General features: G+C 42.7%; 15 protein-coding genes. 10 read left to right on the forward strand and 5 right to left on the reverse strand.

The window, feature by feature from the left end; all coding sequences use genetic code 11:
• The first annotated feature begins 2 nt into the window (after nt 1–2).
• Genes K5L93_RS02850 through K5L93_RS02860 form a run of 3 tightly spaced genes read left to right on the forward strand, consistent with a single transcriptional unit; the run spans nt 3 to nt 2,119 of the window.
• Complete coding sequence (locus K5L93_RS02850; RefSeq protein ID WP_220718395.1) at nt 3–1,049, forward strand: DUF3549 family protein; 1,047 nt, start codon at nt 3–5, stop codon at nt 1,047–1,049.
• 9 nt (nt 1,050–1,058) lie between these two features.
• Nucleotides 1,059–1,343, forward strand: coding sequence for a hypothetical protein (locus K5L93_RS02855; protein WP_220718396.1), 285 nt, complete (start codon nt 1,059–1,061; stop codon nt 1,341–1,343).
• A 2-nt stretch (nt 1,344–1,345) separates the two neighbouring features.
• Nucleotides 1,346–2,119: a Zn-ribbon-containing protein gene (locus K5L93_RS02860; RefSeq protein WP_220718397.1), complete on the forward strand. Its 774-nt coding sequence runs from the start codon at nt 1,346–1,348 to the stop codon at nt 2,117–2,119.
• Here K5L93_RS02860 and syd read toward each other — a convergent pair.
• Nucleotides 2,116–2,658 (reverse strand): SecY-interacting protein, encoded by a 543-nt coding sequence (gene syd / locus K5L93_RS02865; protein WP_220718398.1) that lies wholly within the window; start codon nt 2,656–2,658, stop codon nt 2,116–2,118. The genes K5L93_RS02860 and syd overlap by 4 nt on opposite strands.
• A gap of 60 nt (nt 2,659–2,718) precedes the next feature.
• Between syd and queF the strand changes: the two genes are divergently transcribed.
• The 7 genes from queF to K5L93_RS02900 all read left to right on the forward strand — a co-directional run bounded on the left by queF (nt 2,719) and on the right by K5L93_RS02900 (nt 12,991).
• A complete protein-coding gene (gene queF, locus K5L93_RS02870; protein ID WP_220718399.1) occupies nt 2,719–3,582 on the forward strand; it encodes an NADPH-dependent 7-cyano-7-deazaguanine reductase QueF in 864 nt (287 codons plus the stop codon).
• A gap of 66 nt (nt 3,583–3,648) precedes the next feature.
• Entirely contained in the window at nt 3,649–5,772 is a 2,124-nt protein-coding gene (locus K5L93_RS02875; protein WP_220718400.1) for a hypothetical protein, read from the forward strand.
• Nucleotides 5,773–5,888: 116 nt separating this feature from the next.
• Nucleotides 5,889–7,481 carry a GGDEF domain-containing protein gene (locus K5L93_RS02880; RefSeq protein ID WP_373869964.1) on the forward strand — a complete coding sequence of 531 codons (1,593 nt, stop codon included), beginning with the start codon at nt 5,889–5,891 and terminating at the stop codon, nt 7,479–7,481.
• A 92-nt stretch (nt 7,482–7,573) separates the two neighbouring features.
• Nucleotides 7,574–8,935, forward strand: coding sequence for a nucleotide 5'-monophosphate nucleosidase PpnN (gene ppnN, locus K5L93_RS02885; protein ID WP_220721426.1), 1,362 nt, complete (start codon nt 7,574–7,576; stop codon nt 8,933–8,935).
• A gap of 24 nt (nt 8,936–8,959) precedes the next feature.
• Nucleotides 8,960–9,742, forward strand: coding sequence for a flap endonuclease Xni (gene xni, locus K5L93_RS02890; protein WP_220718402.1), 783 nt, complete (start codon nt 8,960–8,962; stop codon nt 9,740–9,742).
• Between the two features lie 160 nt (nt 9,743–9,902).
• On the forward strand, nt 9,903–11,789 hold the full coding sequence (locus K5L93_RS02895; protein WP_220718403.1) for a methyl-accepting chemotaxis protein: 1,887 nt from the start codon (nt 9,903–9,905) through the stop codon (nt 11,787–11,789).
• A 194-nt stretch (nt 11,790–11,983) separates the two neighbouring features.
• Nucleotides 11,984–12,991: an isocitrate dehydrogenase gene (locus K5L93_RS02900; RefSeq protein ID WP_220718404.1), complete on the forward strand. Its 1,008-nt coding sequence runs from the start codon at nt 11,984–11,986 to the stop codon at nt 12,989–12,991.
• Nucleotides 12,992–13,059: 68 nt separating this feature from the next.
• On the opposite strand, the gene rlmM is transcribed toward K5L93_RS02900, so the two are convergent.
• The 4 genes from rlmM to K5L93_RS02920 all read right to left on the reverse strand — a co-directional run bounded on the left by rlmM (nt 13,060) and on the right by K5L93_RS02920 (nt 17,010).
• Nucleotides 13,060–14,121 carry a 23S rRNA (cytidine(2498)-2'-O)-methyltransferase RlmM gene (rlmM, locus tag K5L93_RS02905; RefSeq protein ID WP_220718405.1) on the reverse strand — a complete coding sequence of 354 codons (1,062 nt, stop codon included), beginning with the start codon at nt 14,119–14,121 and terminating at the stop codon, nt 13,060–13,062.
• Nucleotides 14,114–14,479, reverse strand: a complete 366-nt coding sequence (locus K5L93_RS02910; RefSeq protein ID WP_220718406.1) for a DUF423 domain-containing protein — start codon at nt 14,477–14,479, stop codon at nt 14,114–14,116. The genes rlmM and K5L93_RS02910 overlap by 8 nt, the downstream gene beginning before the upstream one ends.
• 2 nt (nt 14,480–14,481) lie before the next feature.
• Nucleotides 14,482–15,408, reverse strand: coding sequence for a transcriptional regulator GcvA (locus K5L93_RS02915; RefSeq protein ID WP_220718407.1), 927 nt, complete (start codon nt 15,406–15,408; stop codon nt 14,482–14,484).
• Nucleotides 15,409–15,834: 426 nt separating this feature from the next.
• Nucleotides 15,835–17,010 carry an MFS transporter gene (locus tag K5L93_RS02920; RefSeq protein WP_220718408.1) on the reverse strand — a complete coding sequence of 392 codons (1,176 nt, stop codon included), beginning with the start codon at nt 17,008–17,010 and terminating at the stop codon, nt 15,835–15,837.
• Nucleotides 17,011–17,172 lie beyond the last annotated feature (162 nt).

The raw sequence follows: 17,172 nt of genomic DNA on the forward strand, positions 1-17,172 counted from the left end.
CAATGAATAAACTAAGCACATTAAGCGAAATCCTTCAGGCTTCAGGCAGTGACCTACGGGTGTATGAAATGGGTCGACAGATCCATCACATCAGTAACCAAGACTTCTACCAAATGGAAGTAGCAAAGCAGCCCTACCCTGCCCCCATTCAACAACACGCTAGATTTGCAGTTTGTTTTTGGCAAAAGCAACAATCTACAACACCTTATATATGGTTTTTGCAATTACCCGTTAACGAGCAAGGTTTTATCAATCTTGCTGCGCGCGATCAGTTCATTCAATTGGTTGTTGAGGCTTTAGGACAAGAGTTAAACCAACAACCTGATGAGCAACAGCAGCAAGCCCTCGCGAACAATCAATATATCTATAAACCCATTGAGGAAAAGCTCGCTTTTTTTAATGCCTTATATAAAAGAGACACTCAATTAGCGCCATCAGAACACTACTTGGCTGTTCGTCGCTATCTACAAAACAACGGTGAATGGGAAAATTGGCAGGGCCTAGCATTGCAAGGCATTGCAGACTTAGTGGCAAGGCTAGATAGAGATGATAATAGTAAACTGCTTAGCCTAGCCTTCCCACATCTGCCACTAGAAGTAGCCAACAAAACCCTAGAATTATTAGAGCATGCTAAGTTAGATCAGCAGCTTAGTCATGTCATTGCATCTTTGCATCAGCAGCAACTGCTAAGTAATGAAGAGCTGGCAAGTTTGTATCTTCGAGCTTTAGCTGGGGCTTCTGTTAAGTCACTTACCCAACAAGCAATTAAGCAACAGCTTGCTAATGCAAACTCGATTCACAGCTTTATCGCGGTGGCAGGAAGGTTGTGGCAATCCTTGAGTGAGCCTCACTTACTCAAATATTTCTTCGAAACTATTGCAGACCAAAACGACCCAGAACTGTTTCAACAGATTTTCGCTGATTTAGTATTCATTCCAAGCTTACGTAGTTTTGTATTAGCCCAGCTTCGTGACCCCAATAACTCAGAAGCTCTGCAGCTATCCATTGCGCAGTTGATTAAACTGTATCAATCACCTAAACACCACTAAGGATTAGTTATGTCTCAACAAATTGCATTGATCGCGATAAAAGCCTTATTGGACGAAAACAAACAACCTACCCTTGCTTTAGTAAAAGGTAAGCTCACCACCAGGCTACCAATGCCTACGGTAATTGCAGCGCTAAATGCTTTTAAGAAGGATCCCTCTATCGTTGAAAACCTTGTGGCTGAAGCGCCTCCAGTTAAAGAGGCACCAAAGGCTATTGAACAACGCGTGATGGAGCTAGAAAGCCAAGTTCAGCTATTATTGCAACGCATCGAACAACTAGAAGCGAAGAACTAGCGATGTACTTAAGCGAAGTAAACTTTGAATGCTATACCGACACAACTATTACCCGCGCTGAAAAAGCGATAAACCTATTGTTAGATAGTTGGCGTTACCATGGGCAAATCATTGGTCGCGAGTTCCCTATTGTATTAAAAGACGCCACTTTTTCAGTGCGAGTTGTTTGCCCCGAAGAAAATAGCCTATTAGACAGTTTTCAAAGTAAGCAAGCAAAACGCGCCAAGCTAGCCTTAAGTGAGGCAGGTTTACTCAGCCCAAAACTTAAAATCCTTGGCCGAGACATCAACTCAGATGACAGTGATACTTGCGAAACACCTAGCTGGCAGGTCTTGTATACTAATTATCTGCAAAGCTGTTCTCCAGTTCGCTGTGGTGACCATTTTACCCCCATTCCGCTTTACCACTTGCCCGCAGTAGCCAATGGTGATCACAAGCAGCTAATTAAGTGGCAAGAAGATTGGTCAGCCTGTGACCAATTGCAGATGAATGGCAGTATACTGGAGCATTCTGCATTAAAAGAGATGAGTGATATCACTAGTCGCCTTTATCGAAGAGGCTCAGACTTAACTAAACGTTTAGAATACTTAAGCAAAGTACCTACTTATTTGTATCTCTATAGGGTTGGTGGCGAAAGCCTTAAGACAGAAAAAGAACGATGCTGCCCGAATTGCGGTGGAGCTTGGTTATTAGAAAATACCATCCATGATATTTTTGACTTTAAATGTGATAGCTGCCGTTTGGTGTCTAATATCTCCTGGGACTTTAAACGTTAATCACATAGCTCCAACTTAGCAGCAAATTCATCGAGTGTGGCGGCCAGCACTCGATCGATCCCCTTACCTAGTTGTTCCAACACTACCTCACCAGATTGGTTATCAATACTCACTACCTGCATCTCGTCTTCTGTACTGGCAATAAACACCGTTTCTTTTTGCTTTAATCGACGTTGCATCATCACATGGCCGATTATATTCTCCAGCAGCATGTCAAAATCTTGCTCATTCCATGCTTGTACCAACTCAATACGATTGTTTTGATAATCTACTGCCAAGGTTTCGGAAAAGTAATCGCCGTAAAAAGCTTTAATACTTGAGTGCAAAGTAAGTTCTAGGGCATGTTCTATCCCCGAAAAATCGCCTTTTTTATCGCGTAATACCGGTTTCCAACTCACCTCTTGTTGCTCAGGCTCTCCCATAATACAAGGAGACAACCAATCTTCATCATATTCAATCTTTGGAAAGGCACTACGTTGCCATTGTTCCTCAAACTTATTAAAAACGAGAGATAATGGGTGTGATATGACACTGCTCATGGATGTGTTTCGCTTAGAATTAAGATAGACTAAGCCTAACTAATTCGATGTAACAACACCATGAAAAAGCAGCCTTTACACACCTCACAACAGTTAAAAGACAGTTTAAGCCTCGGTAAACCCACCGATTACATTAGCCACTACTCTCCAGAGTTATTGCAAGGCGTTCCCAGAACGTTAAATCGCCAGCAGATTAACTTGGATGAAAACCAAACCTTGCCCTTTAATGGCTATGATTTGTGGAACTTGTACGAATTGTCTTGGTTAAACCCTTTTGGTTTGCCAGTTGTAGCCGTTGCCGAAGTAAAAGTAGCAGCAAGCTCGCGTTGTTTAATCGAGTCAAAATCATTCAAATTGTATTTAAATAGCTTTAATCAAAGTAAATTTGACGATGTTGAAACGATAGAAAGTACGCTTAAAAATGACTTGCAACACTGCGCTGAAGGCGATGTAGAAGTAAGAGTACTACCGATTTCTAGCAAAATAGACGTAAGGCCAATACCTGGTATAAACATTGACCAACAAAATATCAGCATCAACAATTATGAACTAGACCCAAGTCTGTTGAGAAACACCGCAGATCTCCAGCACATTGTCAGTGAAACGCTAAATAGCCACCTTCTAAAGTCAAACTGCCTGATCACAAATCAACCCGATTGGGCCAGTGTATATATCGATTACCACGGTCCAAAAATCAATCAAGAAGCACTCCTTCGTTATTTAGTGTCTTTTCGGCAACACAACGAGTTTCACGAACAGTGTGTAGAACGGATCTTTTGCGACATTATGCAGTTTTGTAAACCGAAGACCTTAACTGTTTATGCGCGCTATACCCGCCGCGGAGGGCTAGACATCAACCCTATGCGCTCAAATGATCCAAACGTTTCCGCCAAATTAGGCAACTGGCGTTTATTACGTCAATAGAAGGTAATTTAATTGTTGAGAGTTCAAGCTTATATAACAGGTGTACTAACCTTAATTACGTGCCTAATGAGCTTTGGTGCTTCGGCTTACGAACATGGTTTTGTTCATGTTCCCAAAACCCTAGAGCCGCTGCGACAATTGCTAATTGCCAATCCAAGAGAATGCATACAACAAGTCGAACAACAGCTAAACAATCAACAACAGGTTTCTCAGAACGCAGAGTCGCAGAGCGTTGTCTTGCTCAGTTATCAACTTGGTGCTTTATGCGCCTATCGGATTAATGATACTGAGCAAGCGCTGCAGTATATCGACCATGCCATCGAGCTAGCCCAGCGACAACAGCACCAAGCTCACCTCACTCAGGCTTACATTATTGCAGCGCTAATTCTTAGCAATAACCCAAACCGCTCCAGCGAAACTGAAACTTACATAAAACTCGCTCAGGCCAACTTGGAAAAACTCAAAATATTTCCGCTACCGAATATGCGCTTCCAGCTACAAAAAGTATTAGCGCTCCATCACCTAAATCAAGGAAAGAGCAACGAAGCAAAAACCTACTTGCTTAAGGCAAAAGAAGAAGCCTATGCCAGTAAATCCCCTATTTTGCGGGCCTGGTCAGAGGCCTTATTAGCCGACTATTACCTGACCAATAACCAACCGGAAATTGCACTTAGCCATTTAAGGGAAGCAGAGTTAGACCAACAAGATATTAATACCAACGAAGCACTGCTGCTAACGAGCAAACTGCACGCCAATATCGCTCGTGTGTACTTGGGACAAGGTGAATTAGCAATCGCCCAACAAATTCAACAAGACGCCATAGCCAATGCAGTTGAGTTAGGAAACTTTGATTTACAAGCACAACAAATTGCTACGCTGGGTAATATGTCTGAATTAGGCGGCGACATCGATGCAGCGCTAGTGCACTACCTTAATGCAAAAGAAATAGCCAAAGCCAGTAACAACGTGCCCCTATTGGCTGACATTGAACAGCAATTAGGTAAAACTTATATGGAGTTAGCCGATTACACGCCAGCATTAGTTCATTTACAAATATCGCGACAGCTATTTATTAGCTTAAATGAGCCCAATAAATTATTACGTAGTTTACTGCTGTTAGGGGAGCTACACATTAATAATAATGAAAACGGCTTAGCCATCTTACAGTTAGAAAAAGCCGAACAATTAGCTAACACCATGGGGCTAAGTAGCAGCCATAGTAAAGTGTATAAGTTACTAACCCAAGCCTATGAAAAAAATGGTAACTACGCGTTAGCACTAGAGCAGTTCAAGATATACCACAGTCTAAACCAGCAATATCAACAAATTCGTAACGAGCTTAAACGCGAGCAGTTTAAGCAACACTACCAATACATAGAACAAGCGCAGCAACTATCTGATCTTACTCGTGAAAAAGCCATTATCTTGCAGCAAAGTAACTTTCAGCAACTCGTACTGGTATTAGTTTGTGTGTTTGGCATTATGCTGCTGTTTTTATTCTTGGTGACCCGCCAAAAACTACTAAGCAGAAACGCTTCCTTAAACGACTTAAGTTATCAACTAAACCATCATCCAGTAACCGGCCTGCAGCAATTAGCGAACAGCGAAGCACCTTTAGTATGCTTACGTGAAAGGCTAACGGACAAACAACAAACTCGTATTCTATTAATGCTTTCTATAGAAAGCATTAACCTAGCAAACCAACAAACTCTTGGCTTTAAAGCTCAACGAAACCTAATTAAACGCTTTATTGAAGAATTGATTGAAGACATAGAAGGTAACTTCCACTTAGGTCATATTAGCGACAAACAAATGGTGTTATGCATAGAACAAGCGAACTTAAGTCCACAACAGTTAGGCCAACAGCTTAGTGGTCGAGCCAAAATATGTGCAGAACAGCAAAAAATGGAATTAGTTTTAGCTATCGGATGTTGCAGCTTGCCATTTTTAGCTAAAGCTAAAGATGCGATTGACGATATAGGTATGACTGAAGTTGTGTGGTTAGCACTTGAAGGTGCGCAGCAGCTTTGCAAACACACAAATAACAACCAATGGGTGGAACTTACAGCAATGAGTGGCTCACATGCTGCATTTTTCTGTAGTGACGTAACCCAAGATGTGAAACAAGCCATTGCCAAAGGCTTGGTGAAAGTAAACGCTTCCTACGATAAGAGCTTAATAAATTGGTAAACTTATGCAAACAGCAGGCTAAACACAATGCTACGTCGGCTGCTGTAGTTATCAAAGATCTCATGTTATGCTAACTTTTATTATGTTAGGCACGCTAGGAAGTATTGGTTTAAACGATGAGCGATATCATCACTATTAAGAAGCGACTTGCGTTGGTGAGAAACGAAATAGAGAGTTCCAACAAAAATTCTTCAAACCAAGATGCAAAGGTTAGAATGGAAAAAAAAGCAATAAGCCAGCTAATTTCTCGCCTATCAAAAATTTGTTATGGCCTAGACGAACAGCTCGATCAGAAACTTGGGCAACTTATTCAAGAAGTTGAAAGTAATGAAGACCTGTCGGCTATTTCTCAATACCAAAACGAATTAGATGGGCTATTCAAGCAACATAGCGAAACCCTAAAAACACTGCTGGCGCACAATCAACGAATAATTAAAACATCGGGGGAGTCGCTTAAACGTATCAACGGTTTACCACCGCAATTACGTCGCAAACTAACCGATTTTTTAGAACAAGAACCAGCTTATTCACATAACGACAATCAGCAGCGACTTGAACAACTTCTCAATTACTATTATCAAGCTCTAATCAATAAGCCTGCTCTTGGTGGTGCTCCCTTATCAAATGACTCAACACCTGCTCTCAAACCTAAAGAAAGTATTCTCAATAATCGCCTTCACAAGCGAATTTGCGATGACCTTCAGCGGCTAATTACCGAATTAGATTACACCGGTGATGTAGGAACCAAACTTGGCCAAGTTCGCTCAGACCTATTAGTAGGCATCGAACCTGAAGAGCTACCAAATTTATGTATCAAAGTTATCCAATTAGTTATAGAAGGTAGCCGCGAAGAACGTAAAGCCTCGCAAGAATTTTTATATTCACTCAATGAAAGCCTGGGCGGCGTTCACGATCAATTTAATGACTCTTTGAGTCAGTCTAAATCTATCCATAAAGACCAAAAACAGAGTGACGGTCTACTTAAAAATCGTTTGTTAGAGTTAGGTGCCGAAGTTCGTTCAAGCAACGATTTAGATACCTTAAAAAGCTCAATTCAGAATCGCTTAATTCAAATTGCCGATGTGTTTAAAGAGAAAGAGCAACTTGAACAACGTACTAGCGAACTTTTAGATGAACTAGGCAACGTAGAGCTAAAGCTTCGTCTAGTTCGTGAAGAAACTCACGAGTACAAAAAGCGCCTTAATGCTCACAAACACAAATTGTTTATTGATAGCCTCACTCAAGTATATAACCGCGCCGCATTAGATGAACGATTAGAGCTTGAATACAAACGCTGGAAGCGCTACGGCTATAATCTAGGCATGGCCGTTATCGATATAGACCACTTCAAGTCAATTAACGATAAATTTGGCCACATGGCCGGCGATAAAGCACTCAAAGTGATAGCCCGAGCCTTGCAAAACAACCTGCGAGATACCGACTTTCTAGCACGTTTTGGTGGCGAAGAGTTTGTGTTATTAATGCCAAATATTTCTCCTGATGCGGTATTGGTTCCACTAGACAACATTAGAGAGCAAATAAAAGCGTTGCCATTTAGGTTTAAAGACCAACAAGTGTCGATCACAGTATCTATTGGAGCAACCTTGTTTAAAGAAAGCGACAAACCACTAGATGCTTTTGAGCGTGCCGACCAAGCACTCTATGAATCGAAAAGCAGCGGCCGTGACAAAGTTAACATAATCAGCTAGTTAGTTTGGCGTTGAGTGGATTAACTCAACGCCACCCTCTTCCCTCACGCTATACTGTAGGTTGCGATCCGCAAATTACCCATGAGGTGTCGATGATTACCCATATTAATCCTGTAGGCAGTATGAACTTACTGTCGAAACTCGAAGTAGATCAACTCACCTTAAGTGCCTCAGAAGATATTTACCTACTGTACCGAAACTGCAGTTTAGCTGTGCTCAATTCCGGCAGCAAAACTGACAGCAGCCGTGAGATATTAGAGCGTTACAAAAATTTTGAGATAAATGTATTAAGTCGTGAGCGCGGGGTAAAACTCGAATTAGCCAATGCCCCTGAAGATGCCTTTGTTGATGGCGAAATTATTCGCGGTATTCAAGAACATTTATTTAGTGTACTTCGTGACATTCTTTATGTTTCGAATGAAATTAAAGAACAAGCCCACCTCGATCTCAATCAGTCGTCACACATTACCAACTTGGTTTTTTCGATGCTACGCAATGCTCGTGTTATTCACCCTAGAACCGAGCCAAATCTAGTGGTCTGCTGGGGTGGCCATTCTATTAATGACGTTGAATACCAATACACACGAGAAGTGGGTAGCCAACTAGGACTTCGTGAGTTAAATATTTGCACTGGCTGTGGTCCTGGTGCAATGGAAGGGCCAATGAAAGGAGCGGCAGTAGGCCATGCCAAACAACGAGTTAACGATGGCCGATATATCGGTTTAACCGAGCCCAGTATTATTGCCGCAGAGCCGCCAAACCCCATCGTGAACGAACTCATTATCTTGCCTGATATAGAAAAGCGCTTAGAAGCCTTTGTTCGAATGGGTCACGCTATCGTCATTTTCCCTGGAGGCGCAGGCACAGCAGAAGAGCTTCTCTACATTCTTGGCATTATGATGCACCCAGAAAATGCCCGCCAACCTTTGCCTATTGTACTTACCGGCCCTAAATCCAGCGAAGAGTACTTTAAAAGCATCGATGAGTTTATTGGCGCAACTTTGGGACATGAAGCGCAGCAACGCTATCAAATCATAATTGACGATGCAGCTCGTGCAGCGCAAGTTATCAAACAAATGATGCCAAAAGTGAAAGACTACCGCCGAGCCATTGGTGATGCATACTCATTTAACTGGAGCTTGAAAATTGATAATGACTTTCAACTCCCTTTTGACCCCTTGCACGAAAATGTTGAAAAGCTCAATTTGCATTATGAACAAGCTCCGCAAGATCTAGCAGCTAACTTACGCCGAGCATTTTCAGCCATTGTAAGTGGCAATGTCAAAGACGAAGGCATTAAACAAATTGAAAAACACGGGCCCTTTATTATTGACGGTGACCCCAAAATAATGAAAATGTTAGATAAACTCTTGAATGATTTTGTCTCTCAACACCGAATGAAGCTGCCAGGAAGTAATTACGAACCCTGCTACAGGGTTGGAAAAGCTAAATGACTTTTGCCATAGGCAAGTACGAAATTGGCTAAGCAACTTGTCATCATCGACGCATTAAACCTCATTAGACGTATCTTTGCTGTGCAGCAGCAAAGAACGCCTAATGGGGCTTTAGATAATGCCACTACTATGGCCTTAGGCAGCGCTTGTAAGCGCATTATTACTAACCTGAAACCTTCACACATTATTGCGGTATTCGATGGAGAACGCTGCGCTTGGCGCGAACAACTTTTTCCCGATTACAAACAAAACCGCTCGCCCATGCCGGAGCAGCTTGCCAAACAGTTAGAGAGCTTAAAAGACCATTTGTTAGATCTCGGTATTGATTCCGTGTCAGCACCAAATCAAGAAGCCGACGATATCTGTGCGACTATTGCCAGCAAAGCAGCAACGGCTAATTACCCTGTAACCATAGTGTCTACCGACAGAGGCTATTACAGCCTACTTAACAACGGGGTTAATCTGTACGATTATTTTCGCCGAGAATATATATCCATAGATGAAGTAGAAAACAAATTTGGCATTACCATCTCCCAACTTACCGACTACTGGGCACTTGTTGGTATTAGCAGCGTTAATGTTGCCGGCGTTGCCGGAATAGGAGCTAAAAGCGCTAAAACCCTGTTAAACAACTATTCCAATGCACAAGCTATATTAGATGCCCCTACCCCCGACAAACTCGCCCAGAAAGTACAAACCAATGCCGAACAGCTCAAACTAGCTAAGCAGCTATTAAGCCTGCGAACCGATTTACAACTTGGCTTTTCTCTTAAACAACTGCGCTATCAACAGGCGCCCAGCAATTAACGCCCTAGGCTCATTAAGTGGCAGTCCTTTTAGCGGCGTTTTTAATTTAACTCCTTAAAAACTATCCAGTTGCTTAACACCCGTTTTTGTGGGCTATAGTGTAATAACAGTTTTTATTTACTACTGCTAATTCTCTTGCAAAAATTAAGGGACTAACTCTATGAGCGCTAAGGCCAAAATCCTTTTACTAATGGGTTTACTCATTTCAGCCATCATCATTTTCATTTCTGTCATCGGTTTTTTAAATTTTAAGTCTGCATCAGAAGTTAATTACAGCAGCCAACTAAACAACCAGGCGTTTTTAATTTCTAAAGCCATTGAACAAAAAATGAATCGTTACTTCGATACGCTTAGACTCAAAGCTTCTGAACTCCCTTTAAGTGCTAGCGGAAAAATTGATGAAAAGCCGCTAGTCGCTAGCCTGCACAAAATACAAGACGCCTTAGAAGTACTTAATGCTTATGTAGGATTGGAAAATGGCGACACTTACGCAGCAAGTAATGACGGTATCATTCCTAACTTCAATGCAAAGCAACTAAATAGGGAATGGTATCGAAGAGGCATGGCCAATGAGCCTAAGATCGTGACCACTCCATATACAAGTAGTACCGGTGATGTAGTGATGGCGGTGGCAGTGCCTGTTATTCGAAATGGTAAGCCGGTAGCCATATTGTCGGTAAATCTCGCGCTTAATCAGATCACTAGCTTCATTGACGGCCTATCGGAAAATAACCAATTGTTTGTGAGCAGAGAAGACGGCTTTGTTATTGCTTCGAAGTACACCGACTACATCGGCAAAAACCTATTTGAACTACGTCCATCCTATCGTCAATACAACGTTCAAGCCTCCAGCCAGCATGACTACGAATTTGACGGAAATGAGTACTCTGTAGTGTCAGCAAAAGTTGCCAACCTAAATTGGACGGTATGGGCGTGGGATAAATGGGAAAACATTAATCGCGCATCCAATGAGAACCTTGTACTCACTATCTCGATTGCAATATTCCTGCTGCTGCTCGCATTAGCCGTGTGTTATTGGGTGGTAATGAAGCTTATGTATGGCCCTATTGGTGGTGAGCCCGCCACCATCGAAACCATAGTACAAAATATTGCAAAAGGAGACCTGCGATACTCTTCCCAGCAATCTGGCCAGGAAACAGGCATTTACCAAGCGGTATTATCAATGGTGAATAGCCTAACCAGCATTGTTACCGGAATAAACACTGCAACCGAACAGCTCAATCAATCATCTTCACGCATTCATGAATCAGCGACGTCTGTAAATACCAGCTCAGAATCACAAATGATGCAACTAGAGCAAACCTCTACTGCAATGAACCAAATGACTGTCACCGTTGACGAAGTAGCTCGCAATGCTCTGCAAGCCTCTAGCGCGGCGACAGAAGCAAATGAGCAGTCAAGCCAAGGTATCAGCATAGTCAATGAAATGAACAGTAACATAAGCTTATTAGTTTCAGGCATTAAAGAAGTACAGCAAGTGATTGGTAAACTTGAAATGGAAACTGAAGGCATTGGTCGGATTTTAGAAGTGATTAGAGGCATTGCTGAACAAACCAACTTGCTGGCGCTTAATGCAGCGATCGAAGCTGCTCGAGCAGGAGAACAAGGCCGTGGGTTTGCGGTAGTGGCCGATGAAGTAAGAAACTTAGCCAATAGAACTCAAGACAGCACCAATGAAATTCAGGAAATGATCACTAATCTGCAAACTGAAGCCAAGAACTCCGTTTCCTTAATGGAGACGAATGCAAAAGATGCCCAACACACTTCAGAAAAATCTGAGCTGGCAACTCAAGCGCTTAATGCTATCAGCACCTCAATCTCGGTAATCCAAGATATGAACGCTCAAATAGCCACCGCCGCAGAACAACAAACCCTAGTAGCAGCAGAAATAAACAGCAGCATAGTAGGCATAAATGACTTAGCGAAAACCACCTTTGATAGCTCAGAAAACAATAGAAAAATGGTTGAAGAATTAAGCAATATTGCCACGCGTTTGAATAAATCAGTAGAAGTATTCAAGTTTTAACTAGGCTCAATAGCGCAAATAGATTTTTGTATTGTAATCAAGCTAATACCTTAGTATTAGCTATTTCCTTTTGAGTATTGCGTTAAAAAATTGTAAACTCTGTGTTGCCCGAACTCCTCGAACTTCGGGCATTAACACGGAGTGTTACCTCCTCCCTCTTAAATAATAAAAATGCCTACGAATTAGGAAGAGATATGTCAACAAGACGAATCACCGTCATACCTGGAGATGGTATTGGCCCTAGTATTATCGAAAGTGCAATCGCGATTATGGATAAAGCGGGTTGTGGTTTCGAATATGATTTTGCCAACGCAGGTCTAGCAGCCCTAGAAAGCGATGGTAGCCTGTTGCCTGAAAAATCACTGCAACTTATCGAGCAAAATGGCATCGCCCTTAAAGGCCCGCTAACCACACCGGTTGGCACTGGCTTTACATCAATCAACGTGTCTATGCGTAAACATTTTGACCTTTATGCCAATTTACGCCCAGTGCGCTCTTTTGTTGGCACTAAAGCACGTTATGAAGGCGTAGATATTATTACCGTTCGTGAAAATACCGAAGGCATGTATTCAGGTATTGGCCAAAAGCGCAGCGAAGATGGCTCGAGCGCAGAAGCGATGAGTGTAATCACTCGAGACGGCGCAGAGCGTATTGTAAAGTTTGCCTACGAGCTTGCCCGCCGCGAAGGCCGAAAAAAAGTAACAGCAGTTCACAAAGCAAACATCATGAAATCAACTTCAGGCCTGTTCTTAGAAGTGGCGCGTGAAATTGCAAAACAATACCCAGATATCGAATCTGAAGAAATGATTGTTGACGCAGCATGTATGAACTTAGTGATGTACCCAGAGCGTTTCGACGTAATGGTTACCACTAATTTGTTTGGTGATATTTTGTCAGACTTGTGTGCTGGTTTAGTGGGCGGCCTTGGTATGGCACCAGGTGCTAATATTGGTGAACGAGCAGCAATTTTTGAAGCCGTGCACGGCAGCGCACCAGATATCGCAGGCCAAGATATTGCAAACCCAACGTCAGTTATTCTAGCCAGTATTCAAATGCTTGAATATTTAGGTATGGAAGACAAAGCGGCCAATATTCTAAACGCAGTGAAAGACGTTATTGCCAGCGGTGACAGAACCACTCGCGATTTAGGTGGCACAGCCGGCACGAAAGAGTTTACTCAAGCGATTCTAGATCGCCTATAAAGCTTATATCAGCATAAATAACAAAAAAGGCAGCCTAGCTGCCTTTTTTAATGCTCGGTCTTGCTGCCCTAATAAACACGCGCAAAAACGGTAATTTCTTCTCGGTCATGGTATAAGTGCTTGGCCCTTACTTCATGCTCAAACCCTAACTCACTCAAGCCCTCTTTAAGCAAATTAAGATCCTGATTCACCTCAGCAAAGCGTTGCTTCATTGGCAACTTCAAATTAAACATTGCATATTGGCACCAGCCATTTGCCAACCACTTCAACATTAAACGACTTACCTTAGCTGGACGCTCTACCATATCACAAACTAACCAGCTTACGTTGCTACGCTCTGGCTGATATTTAAAACCATCTTCTCGAAAGTGCTGCACTTGGCCAGTATCCATTAGCGATTGCGCCATAGGGCCATTATCAATAGCAGCTACAAACATGTTTCGCCTGACTAGTTGGTAAGTCCAACCACCCGGGCATGCTCCCAAATCAACAGCATGCTGGCCATTTTGAATGTACTGCTCTCGCTCTTCGTCATTTAACAACACCATAAACGCTTCATCCAGTTTAAGGGTTGAGCGACTTGGAGCCTCTGCAGGAAACTTAAGACGTAATATACCATTATGCTGAGCATTACCGTTGCGGGTATCCGAGTAGCCTATCCAGCAGTGAGTTCCGCTTACAAAAAATAGCTGCATGGCCGGCAGCTTAGGATTTGCTTTTTTAGTCAACCATTGATGCTTCACCAATGCATTCTCTAGGGGACGAGTAAATTTTTTGCAAAAGCTAGATAAAGCTTTACCGTCATTAGTATCGGGGTACTCTAAACGCAGGCTGCCACACTTGGGTAGCTTTTGCTCGATGGCAAGTATAGATGCGACGCGGTTTGCCTCATCGAGTTGTAATTCCGCAAGCGCTAAAAACCAATGCCTAGCAAACACTAATTGACGAAAATCTATCGCTTGATACAAGGCTTGCGAATGCTCTGCTTGATAACAGCTAAACTCCACAAAACCAGCGCCACTGCTCGCTTTGGCGAATCCAAAGAACCCTAGCTGCTCAGCATGAAATTGGATCTCTGCAGCGCAGTCGCTCTCAAAGCCAGTGCGACAATACAAAATTATACTACTCATTTACACTTCTCTTTGTTGGCAAAGCTAGGCTCAGCCAAGCAATAATCAAAATAAACCCACCAATTGGGGTTATTGGCCCAAACACCTTTGAGCCGAAAAAAGCTAAGCAGTATAAGCTACCAGCAAATAACCAACCACCCAAAATCCAAAGTAAAGCAGTTGTTTGGCGTTTATCTATCACCACCAAGGCAGCCACTAAATGAATGATTTGATAAAACACGCCGGTTTCAATCCACGATAGTTGCGCCTCACCTAAAAAGCGACTGAAGCCATGCGCAGCGCCCGCGCCCATAATCACGGTAACAGCGCCACTAACAGCCAACACTAGCCTTAAGGGCCAGGCAGTTTGATTCAACATACTCACTCCGCGTCTATCAAACCTTCATTCACAAACTCTTGTTGCTCTTGCTCAACCAAAGAAATCATCCACTCACGAAAAGCAACCAACTTACCTTGTTCCGCTTGGCTGGGTTTACACACCATGTAATAGGCGTTTTTACTCAGCAAAACTTGTTCAAAGGGGCACACTAAACGACCCGCTTCAATTTCAGGTTTAGCCAGTACGCTATGACCGAGTGCCACCCCCTGCCCATACACCGCCGCTTGTAGCACCATGGTAGAATGCGAAAAAATAGGCCCATGATTCACGTTCATTTGTCGCAGCCCCACCAATTTAAACCACGCTTTCCAATCGTGGCGAGCGGTATCATGCAATAGGGTGTGATATTGCAAATCCTCAGGCTTAGTTAACGCTTTATCGCCCACTAACAAACTAGGGGCGCATACCGGAACCAAATACTCTGTGTGCAATTTGTCGGCTCGTAGGCCAGACCAATTACCTCTTCCGTAATAAATTGCAACATCCACATCTTCGGTTAATGAACCTTCATATAAATCAACCGCTTTAATACGAACATCAATATCGGGATGCATCTCACTAAATTGAGATAAACGTGGTACTAGCCATTGGATGGCAAAACTGGGCTGTAAACTAACCGTTATCGTTCCTTTGGCGCCACGAGCCAACAAACGGTCGGTAGCCTCAGTTAACGAAATAAAAATATCTTTAATATCGAGAAAATAACCTTGGCCTTCTTCGGTTAGCAGTAAGGCCCTGTTTTTCCTTCTAAAAAGCTTTAAACCTAAGAATTCTTCTAAGGCTTTAATTTGGTGACTAACAGCGGCTTGAGTCACAAAAAGCTCTTCTGCTGCTCGGGTAAAACTAAGATGCCTTGCTGCCGCTTCAAAGGCTTTTAAGGCATTAAGTGGAGGCAAACGACGCGCCATTTTTACATCCTATTAACGGATAAGTTTTTCTAATCTATGGTCATTATAATTTATCTGTTGTTGTAGAACCAGTTGCAGATTACTATGCACCCGCAATCAGGCGAAGGGGTCTGACACAGCACCTAAAATCAAGGTGTTATGTCAGGCCTCTTTGAGTAGTTACCGGATTTGTAATTACTTTGATTGCTATGTTGTGTTTGCATTTGTCAGCCCTATTGCTGACTTCCCTGTTTCTTATTTTGACCCTGTCTGTCAAAAAGAATTTTGAGCCACTGCTTATGCAGTGGCTTTTTTTTACCTGAAATTCATAGAGATAGGCCTATCAGCAAACACATCAGTGGCTTTAATCAATAAAGGCCGCATGATTTTAGCATTAAAAAAAATAATCTTTGATGTTACGCACAAAAATTTAGGCTTTAATTAGCCTCATACAGATAGTTGCCTTATGTGTTGACGCTGATAAAACAACAAGCAAATCAAACCAAGCGTCAGTATGGGTAAGGCACTAACATTTACCACTCGCCACCCCAAACTTTGCTCTAACCAGCCAGCAGACAGAGCTGAAATAGCTACTAAGGAGAACACCACAAACTCATTAACAGCTTGAGCTTTAGCCTTCTCATTTAAGCGATAAGATTGAGTTAGCATTTGGGTCGCGCCAATGAACATAAAGTTCCACCCTACACCAAGCAAGGTTAATGCAACTGCAAAATGAATAAAGCTAGTGCCCATTAAATTAACAACAACACAAGTAAACATTAGCGCCAAACCAAGCAGCATGGTTGGGAAAAGCCCCATTTTCAATATTAGCCTGCCGGTAATAAACGAAGGTGCAAACATGCCTAATACATGCCATTCAATGACTGAAGCAGATTGAGCAAAATGATAGCCATGGTGATGCATCGCTAAAGGCGTTGCGGTCATTAAGAGATTCATTACAAAGTAACTAACAACGCCAGCCACCACGGCAACGATGTAATTGGCCGAACTAACTATTTCCCTTAGGGGTCGAGCATCGATTGTTGACTGGCTACTTGCTTCAGTATCATTGAAACGAATCATCAGCAGCAGTATTAAGGCGACCATATACAGAGCAAGTAAACCAACAAATGCGCCAATGAAAGGCTGATTAGGCCACCAAGCCTGACTATAAACCGCTAGGCTTGGCCCAATCACCGCTGCGTTCACCCCGCCAGCCATAATGGCTGAAATGGCTCGGGGTTGTTGCCCTTCGGAGCAAAGCTCTACCGCCGCAAAGCGATACAACATGCCAAAACCAATGCCTATTCCTAATAAAAAGGTTGCGCAACTAAACAGCATAAATTGCTGGTGGTATAGCGCATAAGTAGCTAATAGTGCGCCACTAATTCCAACCAAGTTACCAAGTACAAAACCTTTCTTGCGCCCGGTTATCCCCATAATAAGAGAGGCTGGAATAGTGGCTAACATTAGCCCTAAAAATTGCATAGCAACAGGGAAGGTAACCCAAGCAGCGGAAGGAGCGAGCTGCTGGCCAATTAAGCCGGTGACAGCCACGAGCAAAATATTTCCGGAGGTTAATAAGGCCTGACAAGTAGCCAGCATCCATACAAAAATGTTCACGCCATGACTCTCCCTGTTATACCAACCGTACTAAGTAACTAATCATTCTAACTGGTTAAAAATACTCGATAACTGCGTTAGAATTTTTGATTGTAGAATAACTACTTATCAAAAACACTGGCTTATTCTCGAGTCTTTTCCCTGCGTTACTTCTGCTCACTT

The sequence above is a fragment of the Agarivorans litoreus genome (genome assembly GCF_019649015.1).
In the GTDB taxonomy this organism is placed as follows: Bacteria; Pseudomonadota; Gammaproteobacteria; order Enterobacterales; family Celerinatantimonadaceae; genus Agarivorans; species Agarivorans litoreus.

Bases quoted from the DNA above. Each gene is read 5' to 3' on its own strand.
- K5L93_RS02850 (WP_220718395.1), top strand. From the start codon at position 3: ATGAATAAACTAAGCACATTAAGCGAAATCCTTCAGGCTTCAGGCAGT.
- K5L93_RS02855 (WP_220718396.1), top strand. From the start codon at position 1,059: ATGTCTCAACAAATTGCATTGATCGCGATAAAAGCCTTATTGGACGAA.
- K5L93_RS02860 (WP_220718397.1), top strand. From the start codon at position 1,346: ATGTACTTAAGCGAAGTAAACTTTGAATGCTATACCGACACAACTATT.
- syd (WP_220718398.1), bottom strand. From the start codon at position 2,658: ATGAGCAGTGTCATATCACACCCATTATCTCTCGTTTTTAATAAGTTT.
- queF (WP_220718399.1), top strand. From the start codon at position 2,719: ATGAAAAAGCAGCCTTTACACACCTCACAACAGTTAAAAGACAGTTTA.
- K5L93_RS02875 (WP_220718400.1), top strand. From the start codon at position 3,649: ATGAGCTTTGGTGCTTCGGCTTACGAACATGGTTTTGTTCATGTTCCC.
- K5L93_RS02880 (WP_373869964.1), top strand. From the start codon at position 5,889: ATGAGCGATATCATCACTATTAAGAAGCGACTTGCGTTGGTGAGAAAC.
- ppnN (WP_220721426.1), top strand. From the start codon at position 7,574: ATGATTACCCATATTAATCCTGTAGGCAGTATGAACTTACTGTCGAAA.
- K5L93_RS02895 (WP_220718403.1), top strand. From the start codon at position 9,903: ATGAGCGCTAAGGCCAAAATCCTTTTACTAATGGGTTTACTCATTTCA.
- K5L93_RS02900 (WP_220718404.1), top strand. From the start codon at position 11,984: ATGTCAACAAGACGAATCACCGTCATACCTGGAGATGGTATTGGCCCT.
- rlmM (WP_220718405.1), bottom strand. From the start codon at position 14,121: ATGAGTAGTATAATTTTGTATTGTCGCACTGGCTTTGAGAGCGACTGC.
- K5L93_RS02910 (WP_220718406.1), bottom strand. From the start codon at position 14,479: ATGTTGAATCAAACTGCCTGGCCCTTAAGGCTAGTGTTGGCTGTTAGT.
- K5L93_RS02915 (WP_220718407.1), bottom strand. From the start codon at position 15,408: ATGGCGCGTCGTTTGCCTCCACTTAATGCCTTAAAAGCCTTTGAAGCG.